At 38.6% G+C, this 17,223-nt stretch carries 18 protein-coding genes; 3 read left to right on the forward strand and 15 right to left on the reverse strand.

Annotated features, from left to right (window positions below; all coding sequences use genetic code 11):
• Positions 1–2 precede the first annotated feature (2 nt).
• The 5 genes from ACFX4W_RS28755 to nei all read right to left on the reverse strand — a co-directional run bounded on the left by ACFX4W_RS28755 (position 3) and on the right by nei (position 4,829).
• Positions 3–857, reverse strand: coding sequence for a MurR/RpiR family transcriptional regulator (locus ACFX4W_RS28755; protein WP_013081906.1), 855 nt, complete (start codon positions 855–857; stop codon positions 3–5).
• Between the two features lie 12 nt (positions 858–869).
• A complete protein-coding gene (gene murQ, locus ACFX4W_RS28760) occupies positions 870–1,775 on the reverse strand; it encodes an N-acetylmuramic acid 6-phosphate etherase (RefSeq protein ID WP_043980220.1) in 906 nt (301 codons plus the stop codon).
• 157 nt (positions 1,776–1,932) lie between these two features.
• Positions 1,933–3,312, reverse strand: a complete 1,380-nt coding sequence (locus ACFX4W_RS28765) for a DUF6612 family protein (protein WP_043980222.1) — start codon at positions 3,310–3,312, stop codon at positions 1,933–1,935.
• A 215-nt stretch (positions 3,313–3,527) separates the two neighbouring features.
• The gene (locus tag ACFX4W_RS28770; RefSeq protein WP_043980224.1) at positions 3,528–3,905 is read right to left on the reverse strand and encodes an FAS1-like dehydratase domain-containing protein; all 378 of its coding nucleotides are present in this window, start codon (positions 3,903–3,905) and stop codon (positions 3,528–3,530) included.
• Between the two features lie 105 nt (positions 3,906–4,010).
• A complete protein-coding gene (gene nei, locus ACFX4W_RS28775; RefSeq protein ID WP_043980226.1) occupies positions 4,011–4,829 on the reverse strand; it encodes an endonuclease VIII in 819 nt (272 codons plus the stop codon).
• A 248-nt stretch (positions 4,830–5,077) separates the two neighbouring features.
• On the opposite strand from nei, the gene ACFX4W_RS28780 reads away from it, so the two are divergent.
• Genes ACFX4W_RS28780 through ACFX4W_RS28790 form a run of 3 tightly spaced genes read left to right on the forward strand, consistent with a single transcriptional unit; the run spans position 5,078 to position 6,099 of the window.
• On the forward strand, positions 5,078–5,212 hold the full coding sequence (locus ACFX4W_RS28780; RefSeq protein WP_237074541.1) for a DUF3231 family protein: 135 nt from the start codon (positions 5,078–5,080) through the stop codon (positions 5,210–5,212).
• Positions 5,185–5,718 (forward strand): DUF3231 family protein, encoded by a 534-nt coding sequence (locus ACFX4W_RS28785; protein ID WP_237074540.1) that lies wholly within the window; start codon positions 5,185–5,187, stop codon positions 5,716–5,718. Before ACFX4W_RS28780 ends, ACFX4W_RS28785 begins: the two co-directional genes overlap by 28 nt.
• Before the next feature lie 30 nt (positions 5,719–5,748).
• A complete protein-coding gene (locus tag ACFX4W_RS28790; RefSeq protein WP_230183638.1) occupies positions 5,749–6,099 on the forward strand; it encodes a DUF3231 family protein in 351 nt (116 codons plus the stop codon).
• Positions 6,100–6,133: 34 nt separating this feature from the next.
• On the opposite strand, the gene ACFX4W_RS28795 is transcribed toward ACFX4W_RS28790, so the two are convergent.
• From ACFX4W_RS28795 to ACFX4W_RS28840, 10 genes are all read right to left on the reverse strand, one after another.
• The gene (locus ACFX4W_RS28795; protein ID WP_237074539.1) at positions 6,134–6,298 is read right to left on the reverse strand and encodes a hypothetical protein; all 165 of its coding nucleotides are present in this window, start codon (positions 6,296–6,298) and stop codon (positions 6,134–6,136) included.
• A gap of 124 nt (positions 6,299–6,422) precedes the next feature.
• Positions 6,423–7,439, reverse strand: coding sequence for a FecCD family ABC transporter permease (locus ACFX4W_RS28800; protein ID WP_043980228.1), 1,017 nt, complete (start codon positions 7,437–7,439; stop codon positions 6,423–6,425).
• A 5-nt stretch (positions 7,440–7,444) separates the two neighbouring features.
• Positions 7,445–8,479 (reverse strand): FecCD family ABC transporter permease, encoded by a 1,035-nt coding sequence (locus tag ACFX4W_RS28805; protein ID WP_043980230.1) that lies wholly within the window; start codon positions 8,477–8,479, stop codon positions 7,445–7,447.
• Between the two features lie 80 nt (positions 8,480–8,559).
• Entirely contained in the window at positions 8,560–9,504 is a 945-nt protein-coding gene (locus ACFX4W_RS28810; protein WP_016763165.1) for an ABC transporter substrate-binding protein, read from the reverse strand.
• 173 nt (positions 9,505–9,677) lie between these two features.
• Positions 9,678–10,337 (reverse strand): HAD family hydrolase, encoded by a 660-nt coding sequence (locus tag ACFX4W_RS28815; RefSeq protein WP_043980233.1) that lies wholly within the window; start codon positions 10,335–10,337, stop codon positions 9,678–9,680.
• Positions 10,338–10,450: 113 nt separating this feature from the next.
• Complete coding sequence (locus ACFX4W_RS28820) at positions 10,451–11,830, reverse strand: APC family permease (protein WP_043980235.1); 1,380 nt, start codon at positions 11,828–11,830, stop codon at positions 10,451–10,453.
• A gap of 299 nt (positions 11,831–12,129) precedes the next feature.
• Positions 12,130–13,086 (reverse strand): agmatinase, encoded by a 957-nt coding sequence (gene speB / locus ACFX4W_RS28825; protein WP_043980238.1) that lies wholly within the window; start codon positions 13,084–13,086, stop codon positions 12,130–12,132.
• A gap of 122 nt (positions 13,087–13,208) precedes the next feature.
• On the reverse strand, positions 13,209–14,585 hold the full coding sequence (locus ACFX4W_RS28830; protein ID WP_043980240.1) for a putrescine aminotransferase: 1,377 nt from the start codon (positions 14,583–14,585) through the stop codon (positions 13,209–13,211).
• A gap of 25 nt (positions 14,586–14,610) precedes the next feature.
• Positions 14,611–16,098, reverse strand: coding sequence for an aldehyde dehydrogenase family protein (locus tag ACFX4W_RS28835; RefSeq protein WP_043980243.1), 1,488 nt, complete (start codon positions 16,096–16,098; stop codon positions 14,611–14,613).
• A 135-nt stretch (positions 16,099–16,233) separates the two neighbouring features.
• A complete protein-coding gene (locus ACFX4W_RS28840; protein ID WP_080781636.1) occupies positions 16,234–16,821 on the reverse strand; it encodes a TetR/AcrR family transcriptional regulator in 588 nt (195 codons plus the stop codon).
• Positions 16,822–17,223: the final 402 nt, after the last annotated feature.

The following is a 17,223-nucleotide window of genomic DNA, read 5'->3' on the forward strand; positions in this document are numbered from 1 at the left end:
TTTTATTTCTTAGTTTTCAAAAACTGAATGGCATCCCTTGTTTTATCAATATACTCAATCGTCTGGTCATACTGCTGCGCTGCAATACTTAAAAATAACACATCAATCACATAAAGCTGGGCTAAACGAGACGATGTAGCTGCGCTTCGAAACGGCGCTTCTTGAGAATAAGACGTATACAAACAAATATCAGCTAAAGACGAAACGGTAGACTGTCCGTACTTGGTTAAGCTAATCGTCTTTACTCCGCGATTTTTAGCTAAAGATAAGACATTGCTTACTTCAGGAGTCTCCCCTGAAAAAGAGATGCCCACAACTACATCGTCTTTACTTGCATTTGCGATAAGTGTAGCTGCTAGATGGCTATCTGCAAAAGCAGTCGCATTTTTATTAATTCGAAGAAATTTTTGCTGCGCATCCATAGCAATAATATGTGAAGCACCGATTCCAAAAAAATGAATGTTTTTAGCTTCAATCAGCGCCAAAACAGCCCGCTCTGCTTCTTTGTAATTCACAAGCTCGGCCGTATCACTTAGACTTTGAATGCTGTTGCTTGCCGTTTTTTTGACAATAGATTGAATCGTTTCATTTGTTTCAATATCGCGGTATCCTTGCTCCGTATCTCTAGCTAAATCACCGGCTACTCTTACCTTTAATTCTTGAAACCCGCTAACCCCGATAGATTTACACAAACGAATAACAGCAGCACTGCTCGCATTCGCTAGTCTACCTAGTTCCCCAGCCGTACTGTTTACCACAGTATGCGGGTTGTTTAAAATATATTCAGCAATTTTCCTCTCCGAATCAGGAAGCTTAGCCACCGTGTTTTTAATCATTGTTAATCCGCCTGTTGACATCGTTTCTCTCCTTTATACGTAATGTTCAATCGCTTTTCTCACATAACCGTCCGCATTATTAAGTAACATCTTCGCGGTGTCATAATTTTCATTTGTTTTGATCATAACCACTGCTGTTTTTACCTCATTATTTGCTTCTTCAAGCGTTCGACTTGCTTGCTCATAAGAAACACCCATAATTTTACAAATAATACCTATTGCTCGTTCTTTAAGCTTTTCATTACTCACATGAACATCTATCATTAAGTTTTCATACGCTTTTCCTACTTTGATCATAGCCGCTGTAGAAATCATGTTGAGAATCATTTTATGAGCGCTTGCTGCTTTTAACCTTGTGGAACCTGTTAGCACTTCCGGACCTACTACCACCTCAATACTATGGTCCGCTTCTTTTCCAATAAGAGAATTACCATTGCAAGACAGCGCCACCGTTTTAGCTTTTACAGATTTTGCATATCTTAATGCACCAATCACATAAGGAGTGCGTCCGCTTGCAGCAATTCCAATGACTGTGTCTCGTTCATTCAAATGAATTTTTTGTAAATCTGCTGCTCCCAATTCTTCGTTATCTTCAGCACCTTCAACTGCTTTAACAAATGCTTTTTCTCCTCCAGCCATCAATCCCTGTACCTGATTGGGATTGGTACTGAAAGTAGGCGGGCATTCAACAGCATCCAATACTCCCAGCCTCCCGCTTGTTCCTGCTCCGACATAAATAAGCCGGCCTTCCTTTTGAAACGATTCACTTACAAATTCAACTGCCACCTCTACGTCTGGAAGTACTTTTTGTACAGCCAGCGCCACTTTTTGATCTTCTTTATTCATTATGTTTAAAATTTCCTTTGTACTAGCTGTATCTATCTTCATTGTGTGTTCGTTTTGGGACTCTGTTGTTAATAACGTAAGCTGTTCATTCATCTTTTGGGCTCCTTTTTCATCATATAGTGAAGTTATGGCTATTATAATTTGTTTGAAATATAATTTCAATAATTTATTTTATTTTTTAAAATTATATTTTAAAAAAAACACAAAAAAAGACTTCAGGCATATAGCTAAAATCTTTTTTTATGTCTATTTATGATTGTTGAGCAAATGTTAACAGATACTCATCTTGCATTAAAACTTCGTAATCTTGTTCACCATTTCTTACGACGTGTACAGGGACTGTTTTTGCAGGAAGTAATTCAACTGGCTCACGATAGCGTTTTGCCACTCCGTTAATAAGTTCGTTTACTAACTGCTCGTTACTCAGCTCACCCGCCTGATATTTTTCTGCAAGTGGTGTCATGACTTCCGCTAATACACTTGCATCGTTAAATCCTTGAATTTCGACTTGTACGACGTACGCATCATCTTCATCACTATACGCTGCATCTTTAATTTTATATTTTGTAGATGAAAGAGCTTTTAGAAAAGCGCTGCTTACTTCGTTTAACTGCTCGTCGGTTATATTTGAGCTCAATGATGATAAAGCACCTTTAAAATTCGTTTCAAAAAACTCTACAAACGAACTCTTTTGGAACTCCCCTTTTTCTTTCACCTGTTTCTTATCTTGCTGATTCGGATGTTTAGCAACAAATTGATCTGTATTTTGATAAACAGTTGCTTGAATTAAAGCATCCACGTATTGTCCTGCTTCCTTGGCATAGGCAGCTTGCTTTTCCTTACTTGGCGTTTCGGTGCTGCTATCTTTAGAAGCAGCAGCGGCTTTTGCTTCCACTTTTGGTTTTGTTACATTGTCTAATTGGTTATATGTATACGTATACGTTTGCTTAGACTTTGAGTTTTCTGTTTTCCCGTCTACTTTAACTGAATACGACTGATTTTTTACTACTTTCTTTATTTGCTTCGTTTCTTTATCAATTGTCACAACAAGCGAAAAATCTTTTCCCTTAATTTGGTCAAGGTCTACAGCGGTATCGCTGCCTTGATTTGTTATTTTATAATAAGCTTTAGCATCACCTGCTACAATTTTTTGCTTTTTGTCTTTGTCTCCGTTAAATGTTAATACATACTCTTTGTCTTTTTCGGTGACGTCAAATTCATTTGGAAGATTTTTATCATATTTTTGATAGTAGCGTATTGGATTTTGTTGAAGCTCCATAGCGTTATTAATTAAAGCCGCAACGTACTTTTTTTCTTCTCCCTGTACTTTTGTGCTTTCTTCTCCAGCCACAGCTAGCGTTTCATCACCATCATGATACACCTTCAATTCTTCGCCGTTCATTTTTGTGTTAATGTAACCTGCTTTACTTTTAAAATCAAACTCTTGTACTCCGTTTACTTGGTAATCAGAGGATCCTTCTTCTTTTCCAGTGACCTTCACTTGAACATTTTTCACCTTTTCTTGTGCTTCTTTCACGTCACCCGTTAATTCCTCTGAAGACGGCATCCCACATGCCGAAAGCAATAGAGCGAATGATAGTGCTAAGCCTGTATTCATTATTTTTTTCATATAAGAAACTCCTTTTTAAATATTTTTCCAAAAATAAGAATCTATGTACTTAGTAAATACACATTTTTACCATTTGCGAAACTCAACTTTACTAAATTACCATATTTACATTTAAATGGTAACCAACAAAAGCAGGAAATTGCATAATAAAAAAGTCACGAATCCGTGACTTTTCTAACAACATTCATAACTTATTTTTTGTTAGCGTTTTCATTTTAATCTCTAATAACTCCATTACTTGTCCCTATCAGTACTTCTTTACCTTGTTGATTTCGATACACTGATTTGATTTTCACTTTTTTAAAACCATCTGCTTTTTCTACTTCAGTTAATATGCATTCACAGGTAACTGTATCTCCTGCAAAAACTGGACGAAGAAATTCACTCACCATTTCTCTTGCAATGTAGTTTAAGTCTCCTCCTATTTTTGTCCCAATACTAGCAGTCATAAGTCCATGCACCATTATCCGCCCTTTTTCGTCACGTTCTATATGATGTTTGCCCCGGTCCCCAGTCATCTCCGCAAACTGCATGATTTCTTCCTCTTGAAACGTTCTTTGCCACGTAAATGTATCTCCTGTTTTACATTCCATCTTATCCCTCCCCTTAAGATTATGACTTTACTTTTTAACTATATCACAAAAAATGAACAGTCATTCATTCCCACATTAAAAAAATAGCAGAATAAATATATCCTGCTATTTTTGACAAGTAGGACAGTAATAAAGCCTTCTAGAAGCAGCTTGCACTTTTAAGATAGGCGTGCCGTCAATTCGGCAAGCTTCTCCTTCACGGTTAAAAACCCAGTGGCGGTATTCAGAGCGCTTTTGGCCTTTCTTTTTTAACGTTTCAGCAAGCTTTACATCATTTGTAATGCCACCTGTTTCATAGGACCGTTTGACAAGAGAAATGGTTGCTTCAGCTGCCTTTTTAAGCTGTTCTTCCGTGCAGTCTACCGGACGAGCTGCAGGATTAATTCCCGCTACAAATAAGATTTCACTGCGCAAATAATTTCCAATCCCCGCTATAAAGCTTTGGTCTAGCAGCAGTGACGCCCATTTTCTGCGGTAAAATGACTTAGAGTAAAAGCGATCTAAAAGCTCATCTGCCGTTACTTCTTCACTTAAAATATCCGGACCTACTCTTGATACAAAAGGATGAGCAGAAACTTCTTCATCACGCAATACTTCAATATCAGAAGCGCTATAGAGCAGCGCTGATTTTTTTTCATTATGAATAGCAAGACGCAGCTGTCTGTTTGTAGATGGATAATTGTAAGATGAACGTACATACCATTTTCCATAAAGCTGATTATGTGAATAAATGGTATAGCCATTGTCAAAACGAATAAGCATAGCCTTCCCTTTTGTATCTACCCTTTTAATACGAGCACCCGTTAATACTTCTTCGTAATGCTGTAAAGATGGAAAAGCAAACCATATCTCTCTAACGGGAAGACTAATAATCGCTTTTTCCACTTCATCGGCTGCTCGTCTAATTTCTGGACCTTCTGGCATATAATGAAACTCCTTTCTTGCCTAACTTTCTTCATTTATTATTTCGGTTTTATTTCTGCTTTGCAAGAAAGAAGCGGTTGAACTCTTCTTTTCCTAAAAGAACCTTTAAATTATGCATGACGGTTACTCTTATAGTAAAATGTTGATACCTTTTTTACTTTCTATAGTGTTTATCTTACTTCCTTTGACTTATACTAGTTGATAACCTTTTAGAAACTTGTTATTTATCTATATATGAGGAGTTTATTATGAACAATCAATCATTTTCTCCACTATCAGCCGCCGAGATGGCTGTTATTTGGAAGCAATATATGAACGATAAAGCAATTTCTTGTATGCTAAAGCAATTTCTTGTATGCTTAAACATTTTCTGTGTCATGTAGACGATTTAGATATTCAAAAAGCGATTCAAGGTACACTGCACATCACAACAAAAAACAGTGATGCGCTCACTGCTATCTTTTTAAAAGAAAATATGCCAATCCCGCTAGGTTTCGGCGAAGAAGACCTTAATGTTGAAGCTCCAAAATTATTTTCGGATTCTTTTTATTTGCTTTATTTGAAGCATATTTCAAATATCCTTCTGCTATCAGCAACTACGGGCGTCGATGTTGCCGCAAGAAGTGATGTACGATCTTTTTTTCGCAGCTTGCTATTAAAAGCAGAAAAGCTTAATCAAACGATTACAGATTTGCTGTTAGAAAAACAAATTTTTATAGAGCTTCCTCCTATTCCTATTGCAGATGCGTCTGATATGAACGATAAAGAACTTTTCTTAGGAAGCTATTTTGATGAAAAGCGGCCGTTAACGGTCATCGAAATTTCTCATATCGTGTCAAGCATACAGACGAACTTAATTGCAAAGGATTTAATTTTAGGGTTTGCTTAAACAGCTCCTTCTCAGGAAATTCAAGCTTTTTTGTTAAAAGGTAGAGAGCAGGTACAGCAGCACATTGAATCCCTGTCACAACCGCTAATGGTAGAAAACATACCGGTCACAATGAAGTGGGATTACGGAGTAGAAAAGTCTTCCGTTCCTCCATTTTCAGAAAAACTCATGATGTTTCACCTGGCTGCGATGATTACTGAAAATGTACGTGGATACGGGCTGGCGATGTCAACGAGCCCGCGTTTAGATCTCGCTTTAAACTATACAAACTTCACGAATGAAATTTTGGAATACGCCAAAGAAGTATCAAGAATAAGCATTGAACAAGGATGGCTAGAAGAGCCTCCGCATATTCCATTCCCAAAAATTCATTTGGAATAAAAATGAGATTGGGACATAACGAAATGAACCCAATCTAAAGACGAGCAATGAGTTGGACTGCTTGTGACACCACTGTTGATTTCCGTGCAAGGCTTCGCTTTCCGCGGGCGCCCGCTGAGCCTCCTCGTCGCTTGCGCTCCTGCGGGGTCTCACCTGTTGCGCTTTTCCCGCAGGAGTCTTCGCCTTGCTCTACAAACAACAGCTAGAAGCACCTGCATATATGAAACCTACGTTCATCATGATTACAAAAAAAAACGAACTATTCATCCATTTTTGATGAATAGTTCGTGTTTAACTTTAACTACACTACTTTTGTCACAGCCTCATTTTTTAGATTCTCTCCACAGTAAATAAAGAAAATACGGAGCGCCGATAATGCCAATGATTAATCCAGCCGGAATTTCAACCGGAGGAGCAATTCCTCTCCCAATTAAATCTGCTGCTAGTACAAACAAAGCGCCAAGCAAAGCGGCTGTAGGAATCAATTTTTTGTGTCTCGGTCCCACTAACCGTTTGGCCACATGAGGAATAATAAGCCCTACAAAGCCAATTGTGCCAACCACCGATACAACCGCAGCCGTCATTGCCACTGCGCTTGCCAGCAATACTAGACGAATTAACTCTACTCTAGCCCCTAGTCCTCGAGCCACTTCATCACCTAAATGAATTAAATCTAACCGAGCAGCTAACAGCCAAATCAACGGTACTAATATAACGACCCAGGGAAGTAAACCAATTAATTGATCCCATGTTCTTCCCCATAAGCTGCCGCTCAGCCAAATCAGTGCCGCATTTACGTTTGGATTTGCTTTTGAAATTAACAAGTGAATACCGGATGAACAAAAAGCGCTGACTGCTACACCTATTAATGCAAATCGAATAGGTTCTACTCCTTTTTTATAAGCAAGCAAATAGACGATTACAAAGACAAGCGAGCCTCCTGCAAACGCAGCGACAGATAAAACAGATGGGCTTGCTAAAGGCAGTAAAATAGTGACTGCAACAGCTGCTAATCCTGATCCGCTTGATAGACCTAATGTATCTGGACTAGCGAGCGGATTTCTCATAATGGACTGTACGACGACTCCGGACACAGCTAGGCCGACTCCTGTTAAAATAGCCAGCAAAATACGAGGCAGACGAAATTCTACTAAAATGGACGTCAAGTCAGGATCGCCAATACCAATAAAAGACGTAATAATGTCTAGAGGAGGTATGTTAATGTCTCCTAAGCTAAGGCTTATCACACTCAGCGCTATAATTAAGACAGAAAGAATGATAAACAGGCCGACAGACTTGAATCGAGATGGCTGCTTTTTTGTTTTATTGACAGTCTGCATATAACTCATGCCTTCCTTTCTGTTTTTTTGCGTCTCGCTAAGTAAATAAAGTACGGCGTTCCGAGCAATGCTGTTACTGCACCTACAGGAGTCTCATACGGGTATGTAATAAATCGTGATAATACGTCTGCTAGCAGCAATAAAGATGCACCAAGCAGCGCGCTCATTGGCAAAACGAACCGGTAATCTACACCTATTAAATAGCGTACCATATGAGGAACAACAAGCCCTACAAAGCCAATGGGACCCGCAATTGCCACCGAAACACCTGCTAATACAATCACAACAACTGCAGTGAACGCTCTAATGGCAAAGACTCGCTGCCCGAGTCCTCTAGCTACGTCATCTCCTAAAGACAATAAAGAAGACGCTCTTCCCAGACCAAACGCAATAAGCAGGCCCGCGATGCTAAAAGGAACCAATACATGAACATGTCCCCAATCTCGCCCAATAACTGAACCGGTGAGCCAGAACATAACGCCTTCTGTTTTGCTTTCATTAAAAATCAGCAGCGTTTGCGTGAGAGACATAAGCATACCTTGTATAGCAACACCTGTTAAAGCAAGCTTTACATCACTGTCGCCTCCTTTAATCAACGAACTCATGACATAAACAATAACAGCAGCAAATGCGCCTCCTAAAAATGCACCAAATACCCCGCCAATCATGCTTACACTAGGCACTAAAACCGTTAAAAATACCATTGCCGCTGATGCGCCGGCATTAATACCAAAAATACCAGGAGAAGCTAATGGATTTCTAGTTAATGCTTGCATCAACGCTCCAGCGACAGCCAAATTAGCGCCAACAAATGCCGTTACCAATAAGCGAGGCAGACGGACAGTTTGAATAATAGACTGTTCTTTTGATCCGTCAAAATTTAGTATAGCTTGCTTAATCGTTCCAAAAGAAATATGTATAGAACCGATGGAAATAGATAAAAACATTGAAATCAGTAAAAGAATAATAACCGCAAGAAAAATAGCTATTATACGAAGCGGAGATTTGTTTCTTTTGGATAAGCCGTGAACAGCTTTCATAGTAGAATGCGCCTCCTTCCATTTGAAAGTTCATTAAAAAGAAAAAAAACAATCCCGCTGGATTGTTCTTTTCTTCGTTATTATTTGCCTTCAAATAATAACTTTTCTGCTTCATCTGCAATACCATTTGCACCTTGTACACTTCGGCGAAGAGACCATTTAAATACATCAACTTCATACACTTGATTATTTTTAACCGCTTTTAGCTCTTTCCATAATGGCTGTTTTGCTAAAGGCGTATGACCTTTTTCATTTCGCATAACAATGAGTTTGTCCGGATCTGCTTTTACAAGTTGTTCCATTGTCATTTTTACACTGTACTCTTTTGTAGGATCTGTTAATGCATTTTTGAAGCCTAATTGCTCAAGAACACCCGTTGTAAAGAAATTTGAAGTTCTAGCATTAATATTACCATTTGCATCAGCGATAACAAGTACATTGCCCGGATTTTTTGGTGCTTTTGCTTTTAAATCCTTCATTTTTTGCTTATGCTCTTCTACCACTTTTTCAACTTTTGCTTTCTTGCCAACCGCTTCTCCTACTTTTAACTCTGTATTTAGTAAATCATCGTAATTAGCATTTAAGTTTTTTAACTCAATCGTTGGCGCAATTTTCGATAATTCTTTGTATACATTTTTATGACGTTCTGAATCGGCGATAATCAAATCGGGCTTCAGCAGTTTAATCGATTCCAAGCTTGGCTGCGCTCGCGTGCCAACTGATTTGTATCCTTTGATTTCTTTTAGTACATCTTTATCAATAAGCTGTTCTGCTTTATCATCATCAGCTACTCCTACAGGTTTGATACCAGCATCTAACAATGCATCAATAAAGCCTAACTCTAATACGACTACTCGCTTTGGATTCTCTTTTACCTTTGTCTCTCCAAGCTCATGCTTGACCACTCTTGTTTTTTCACTTTTTTCATCAGCTGAATTTCCCTTATTCGTGCTGCTGCAGCCGATAAGCATTCCGATTGCTAGCATTGTAATAAAAGCCAGCAGTCCTATTTTTTTCTTATTCAAATGTCATTCCTCCTGCTTGTATCTTTATGTAGATAATCGACTCTTGAAACTGATAATCGTTATCATTATATCAGTTTTATCTATTTAAACAAGCTGATTCGTTATTTTTTAATTAAAAAAATTATATCTATTCTATAAAAAAAGAAAGGACGCAGCAGGAGCGTCCTTTCTTTTTAATCTTCAATACAAAGATACTGAATCACTTCTTTTAAACTTTTCTCTTTCATCGATTCGATGTGTAAGTGATATCTTTCGAACGACAGATGTTTAGTTAACGGATTTGGTACAATCACACAGCGCAAGCCTGCTGCCATAGCAGCTTTTGCTCCATTAGAAGAATCTTCAAATGCCAAAGCTTCAGAGGGCTCTACTCCTAGCTTTTCAATTACATTTCGGTAAAGAGCCGGATCTGGCTTCACTTTTTCTACATCATCGCGCGTTTGAATGACTTCAAAATAGTGCAGCAAATCTAGCTCTTTTAAAAAAGCTGTTACCCAGTCGCGATATGAGCTGCTTGCTAAACCAATTTTCAATCCAAGTTCTTTTGCTTCTGCCAAGTACTCCGCTACACCTTCTCGGGCTACTAATAATTTCATTTTTTCTTGATGACGTCTTAACGATTCTTGAGCTAGTTCCTCTTTTGTGAACTCATTGTTAAACTGCTGAAGCAAGTAATCGTAAAGTGCCGTAGCATCCGTTCCCACATAAGAAGCAAACGTTGCAATCGGTAGATCTACTCCCCTGTCTTCTAACATTTCTCGGTATACCTCATACCACACTGATTCTGTATCAATAATTAATCCATCAAAATCAAACACAACTGCTTTAATCATAATTTACCTACCTTTTTCTATCTTATCGTTCTTACATAGTAACACGTTCAAAATGCGTAATCCATAAATGTGGCTTCCTTAATAAGATAGGCTTAAACAGGTAGTTTCTATCCTTACTTTTCTCCGACTTTCATCAAAGGTGACATTTCTTCTGTTTCCTTAAACTCAATGGAAGACAGCTGCCTTCTAAAACCTTTCGTTGCATACGCTAAATAAACCAAACCAGCAATCCCCCAGCCAATACCAAGTAAAAAGGAGTTGCGCTCCAAGTTAAGCCATAAAACGCCAATCGCTGCTGCTCCTAATAGTGGCATAACAATGTATGACCAAAATCCCTTAGCCGACCGGTGCTGCTTTTGATGAACAGCATAGTGCGCAATAACCGAAATATTAACAAAAGAAAACGCAATGAGTGCTCCAAAATTAATAAATGACGTAGCTGTTGCCAGACTGAAGAAAATAGCACTTGCTGATACAACTCCGACTAATACAATATTTCGCGAAGGGGTGCGCAGCTTAGGATGAACATAACCAAAAAATGACTGAGGTAAAATTCGATCGCGTCCCATTACGTATAATAAACGCGAAACGCTTGCATGCGATGACATGCCTGATGATAATGTTCCTGCAATTCCTCCAGCTAAAAAGACAATTTGAAACAGCGTACCGCTCACATACATAGCAATTTCAGGAGCCGCAGCGTCTGGATGCTTGAATCCTTCTAACGTTGGAAAAACCGCTTGAATAAAATAAGATGTCACGGTAAACATGACTCCTCCGATTAACGCAACTAAAAAAATAGCTTGCGGAATCGTTTTTTTAGGATTAGGCGTTTCTTCTGATAACATAGCCACTGCATCAAATCCTAAATAGGAAAAACACATAAGTGTGGCTCCCGCTATTAGCCCTGATGACGTCATGTTCTGATTAAAGAAAGGCTTCATAGAAAAAAGAGTACCTTCCCCCATTCCTCCTAGCAAGGCTTTGATTGAAACAGCAACAAACAATACTAAAATCGTCATTTGAAATATAACAAGAAACGTATTGAAATTGGCGGTGAAATTAACGCTTCGTAAATTTAGCAGCGTAACGATAATGACGAAGCTGACAACCCAAATCCACGATGGTACCGAAGGAAAAATAGATGATAAATAAATTTGAAAAATAAGTGCGTTAACCATCGGTAAAAAGAGATAATCCATTAGTGCAGACCAGCCAACTAAGAATCCTAAATGTGGATTGATTGTCTTTTGCGTATATGTATAAGCTGACCCTGCATTTGGAAACACTTGAATCATCTTTTTGTAGCTTACTGCCGTGAGAAGCATCCCGACAAGGGCTATGATATAAGACGTGGGAACGTGTCCATTCGTCATATCAGACGCAATCCCAAACGTATCAAACACTACCATCGGAGTCATATATCCGATCCCCATTAATACAATCTGCCATAATTTCAACGACCTTTTTAATGTTACTGTTTCATGTTTCATTTATCTTCCCCCTTCTATTTATTAAGAACATTCTGACAATTAAATCCATAAATGCCTGTATTTAATTTCTTTATATAAAAATGAATGACTTTCATTCATTTTTATATAAAGAGTAGTTACATTTACTATAGCAAATATATGATTTATTTCTTTAAGTTGGTAAGGGTTGCTAACAACCTATCTTTTTCTTTTATCATATTATGAAAGCGCTTTATTTTAAATAGCTATATGTTCCTAATCTCCTGCTATATCAACGCAGAAATACCCTCTGAATAAGAGGGATTTCTGCTTACAAGCCGTTATTCAATCATCGTATCCAATGACTCTCTTTTCGTTTTCACTGCAACTAAACTAGCAAAATCATGAATGATTGTAGCTGCAAGCAACGAGGTTATCTGAGTTGGATCATAAGAAGGCAGCACTTCCACCAGGTCAAATCCAACATAGTTAAATTCCGCCAGAGAACGGATCATTTTCAGCGTTTCTCTGCTGCTGAATCCGCCTACTTCAAGCGTTCCTGTTCCTGGTGCACAAGAAGGATCAACAAAATCAATATCAAACGTTAAAAAGCACGGAGTATCTCCAATCGCTGTCTTCATTTGCTCTAAAATCACTGAAAATCCTTGATGTTCAAGCTCCCCGGCCGTTACTACATGATAACCGAGGTCTTTGCTTTCTTGAACATCTCCCGGATGATTTAATGTTCCTCTGATACCAATTTGAAAGACCTTCTTTGGATCTACTAGCCCTTCTTCATATGCGCGTATAAAAGGAGATCCGTGCCAATATTTTTCATCGTAATACGTATCCCACGTGTCTGTATGAGAATCAAAATGAATCATAGCCACTGGACCATATCTTTTAGCAGCAGCACGAAGGCTTGCCAAGGTAATCGAATGATCTCCTCCAATTCCAATTGGAACAATTCCCCTATCCATAAGAGTGCCTACCGCTTCTTCCATTAATTCATAGCTTCTGTGAATATTATGCGGAATCACGGGCACATCACCAATATCGATAGCATTTGTATCATCGAATGGATATACGTCGTGTACCGGATGATAAGGAAACAGCGTCATGGAAGCTTGCCGAATTGCCTGAGGTGCAAAGCGCGCACCTACTCTGAAAGATGCTGCCGTATCAAACGGCATCCCTACTAGCCCTACTTTTGCATTTTCTCTTTCCGCTGGCAGCCTCATAAATGAGCCCGTTGTACAAAATTCTGGTTTGACATCTGGGGACAATGGATATTTCATAATTCACTCCTCCGTTTCAATGATTTCAGTTAGTCGCTAGGCATTTCCACTACTAAAATCATTGAAAGCAATACGGGAATAAGAAACCTTTGCCGACTCATATTCATTGCTCCTTGTTACATTTATTGGTGGTTCAGCTCATTTAATACTTTTTCAAATATAGAAATGACTTGATCTACTTCTTCCGCTGAAATAGTCAACGGTGGCTCAATACGAATTGTTTTAGAGTTTACAAGCGTGCCGGCTACTAGAATCCCTTCATCAAACATACCTTTAGAAAGCGCGTAGCCAATTTCATCTTGGTGAAACTCAATTCCAATCATTAAACCTTGCCCTCTGATTTCAAGTACTTTATCTCCATGTTTTTCAGCTGCTTTCTTTAAACCAGCAAGGAAATATTCTCCCAGCTCTTTTGCACGGTTTGGCAGCTGTTCTTCAATCAACACGTTAATGGTTGCAATAGCGGCTGCGCAGGCAAGCGGGTTGCCTCCAAACGTTGTTGTGTGCATAAACGGATTATCAAAGAAGCTTGAAAACACTTTTTCTTTTGCTACAACCGCGCCAGCAGGCATAACTCCTCCTCCAAACGCTTTAGCAAGACATAAAATATCGGGTACAACATCGTATAGTTCTGATGCAAACATTTCACCGGTACGTCCCATACCTGTTTGAACTTCATCAAAAATTAAGATAGCGTCGTACTCATCACATAGTGCACGCACTTCTTTTAAATAATTTTCAGGAGGAAGAATAATGCCGCCTTCTCCTTGAATTGGTTCTAATAAAACAGCTGCCACATCTTCCCCTACAAGCGCGCACGTTTCAAATGTTTTACGCATCATGTCAATATCACCAAACGGCACGTGACGGAAACCTGGAATTAACGGCAGAAATGGTTTACGGAACATTCCTTTTGCCGTACCTGATAAAGAACCTAGACTTTTTCCGTGAAAAGAACGTGTTGTGGAAATAAACGTTGTTCGATCACTATACATTTTCGCTAATTTTAAAGCGGCTTCTACACTTTCTGTTCCGCTGTTTGTGAAAAAGGAATACTTCAAATCACCCGGTGTAATATCTGCTAAAATTTTCGCAAGCATCGCACGAAGTGGATCTAATAAGTCTTGGCTATGGAGCGCTTGACGCTGAAGCTGATCTTGAACAGCTTTGACTACTTTAGGATGGCGGTGCCCCACGTTATAAATTCCAAATCCGCCCAAACAATCAATGTATTTTTTACCGTTTACATCCGTAAAACAAGAGCCTTCATCTGACCATTCCACAGCTGCAAACTGCGTATCCACCGTTACTGTTTTGCGATATTCTAAAAAGCCTGGGTTAACATGCTCACGAAATCCGTCTACTGTTTCTTTCGTAATCCACTGTGCTTCTTCAGCTGAAACTTCGCTTTTTTCAATAAGTCCCAGCACTTTGTTGATATATTCGTTTACTTCACCATATGCTTTGTTTACCTCTTGATTTTTCGTCACTGTATTCATTTTAATATCGCTCCTTCTCTACTTTTTAATTTTTAAACCAGCCGATTGGCTCTACTTGTAAATTAATATTAATTTGTTTTACTTCTTGAAATTCTTCCAATCCAAACGTGCCCAGCCCTCGACCAATTCCGCTCTGCTTATATCCGCCCCAAGGCGCTTCGTTAAATGTAAAATGATATGTGTTTACCCAAGTGATGCCCGCACGCAGCTTTTTAATCACCCGAAGAGCTTTTGCGCCGTTGTTTGTAAACACACTGCCTGCCAAACCATATTCCGTATCATTTGCAAGTTTAATAGCTTCTTTTTCGTCTTTAAACGTTTGAATAACAACAACGGGTCCAAAGATTTCATCTTGCACAATTTTCATATTTGACGTAACGTTACTAAAAACCGTAGGTTCTACAAAGAATCCTTTTTCCAATCCACTGCTGGTGATTCGATTGCCTCCGCATACAAGGCGGGCGCCTTCTTGCTTTCCAATTTCGATGTACTTTAATACTTTTTTCATATGTTCTTCACTTACAAGAGGGCCCATTTCAATCTCTTGATTCATTCCATTTCCTACTTTAATTTTTTGAGCACGCTCTGCAAAACGTTCAATAAATTTCTCAGCGATGCTTTCTTCTACTAAAATACGAGAACCTGCAGCGCAAATTTGGCCGCTCCCTGCAAAAATTCCAAATAAGGCATAATCTACAGCTGTTTCAAAATCAGCGTCAGCAAATATAATGTTCGGTGACTTTCCTCCAAGTTCTAAAGAGACTTTCGTTACATTCTCCGCTGCTTGACGCATGATGTGTTTTCCAGTTACCGTTCCGCCCGTAAAGGAAATCTTATCAACACGCTTATCTTGAATAAGCGTATTTCCTACAGTATCTCCAGCTCCCATAACAAGGTTTGCTACTCCTTTTGGCAATCCTACGCTTTCTAAAATCTCAAAAAGTTTTGTAGGAGTAACCGGTGTCACTTCAGAAGGTTTAAATACAATCGTATTTCCTGCAGCTAAAGCAGGTGCAATTTTCCACACGCTCATCAACAGCGGATAATTCCAAGGTACAATCAGTCCGCACACCCCAATTGGTTCTTTTATAACCATTGCTTGCATAGGTGCAGGAACACTGTACGTTTGACCGTCTGGCTTTGTAATTAATCCAGCGTAATATCTAAAACAAGCAGCTGCATCTTCCACATCAGCCTCAGCCTCGCGATATGGCTTTCCGTTATCCATTGTTTCTAGCGCTGCTAATTCCTCTTTCGCTTCTTCAAGCTTATCGGCAATTTTAAATAAGATAGCTGCTCTTTCAGACGCAGAAGTCTCAGACCAACTTCCGCTGTCAAAGGCTTCCCGTGCAGCTTCAATTGCTGCTTTCATATCTTCTGCGCTGCCTTCTGCAGCATATCCAATTACTTCACCTGTCGCTGGGTTAACAGTAGGACGTTGCTTCTCTGCTTTTTTCCACTCTCCGTTTATGTACATATTTAAAGTTAACGTTTTAACGGCTGTACGATCCATAAGATACCTCCTTATTAAATAACGACTGATTGTCAGTCATTTTAAACTTTTAAAAACTTATAATTCTGATAATTAATTATATAGTTTGAATGAATGTCAGTCATTTTGATAGGTGTAATATCAGCAGCGCTAATATTACACGGATGGCACAAGAGAACGCTTTAAGAATTGAAAAAGTTCTTCCTTTGATTGCTCAAGTGTGACATCTTGCTCTCGCCCGATATAAAAAAGTTCCGCAGCATTTTCAATCAAATTGATCATCGTTTTAGCTGTCCATTTAACGTTAAGCTGCTTAATGACTTCTTCCTTTCTAACAGCCTCGTTTAATACCTCTTCAAACCAGTTGTAATAAGGTAAGTAAATAGCTTCCCATGTTTCTAATGAATAGTCAAAAGCGAGCCCCGAATAGCATAAAACAAGAACATCTCTATATTCATCAGTTGTTTTATACGTTTCGTCAATCATTACCTCTAATGTACTTAAAAAATTCGTTGCTGTTTTAGCTCTTTCTTTAATTTTTTCAAGCGACAAAGAAAGTAAGTTTTCTGCAATCGCAGGAACAAGGGCATTTTTGGATCTGAAATAAAGATAAAAAGTTCCTTGAGCTACGCCTGCACGCTTTACAATGTCTGAAATTGACGTTTTATCAAGCCCCTTTTCAGATATAACTTCAATCGCTGCCTGTAAGATTTTATCGTATTTTTCACTTGTGCTTGTAACCAACTCTTTCCCTCCACCTATAAAATGAATGACTTTCATTCATTTTACTATAAGCAACACAAATTATGCAAGATAAAATTTTCTGAATCTTTAAATTTAATTAAAAAATTGGTCGCATGCCGCCTTCAAAATATTTTTTTATTTTATCATTTTACCCTCGTTCTTTTTATATGTCTCACTGTTATTTCTCTTCCTTTCACCATCCAAAGTAAAAGCTGATACAACGCTCTTTAAGCAACTATTTTTCTGAAAAAGTATCTTTAGTAGAAAGATACTTTTCTGCGTTTATTTATAAAGCTTTATCGCTTAATTACTCTTCACTCGAAGTTGACGGAGTAAAAAAAAGAGTGGTAACATGTAAAACTGATTCTACAGTCACTTATTTTATCCATTTATTTCCCATAA

Source organism: Priestia sp. YIM B13489 (assembly GCF_042787645.1).
Taxonomy (GTDB): Bacteria; Bacillota; Bacilli; order Bacillales; family Bacillaceae_H; genus Priestia; species Priestia megaterium.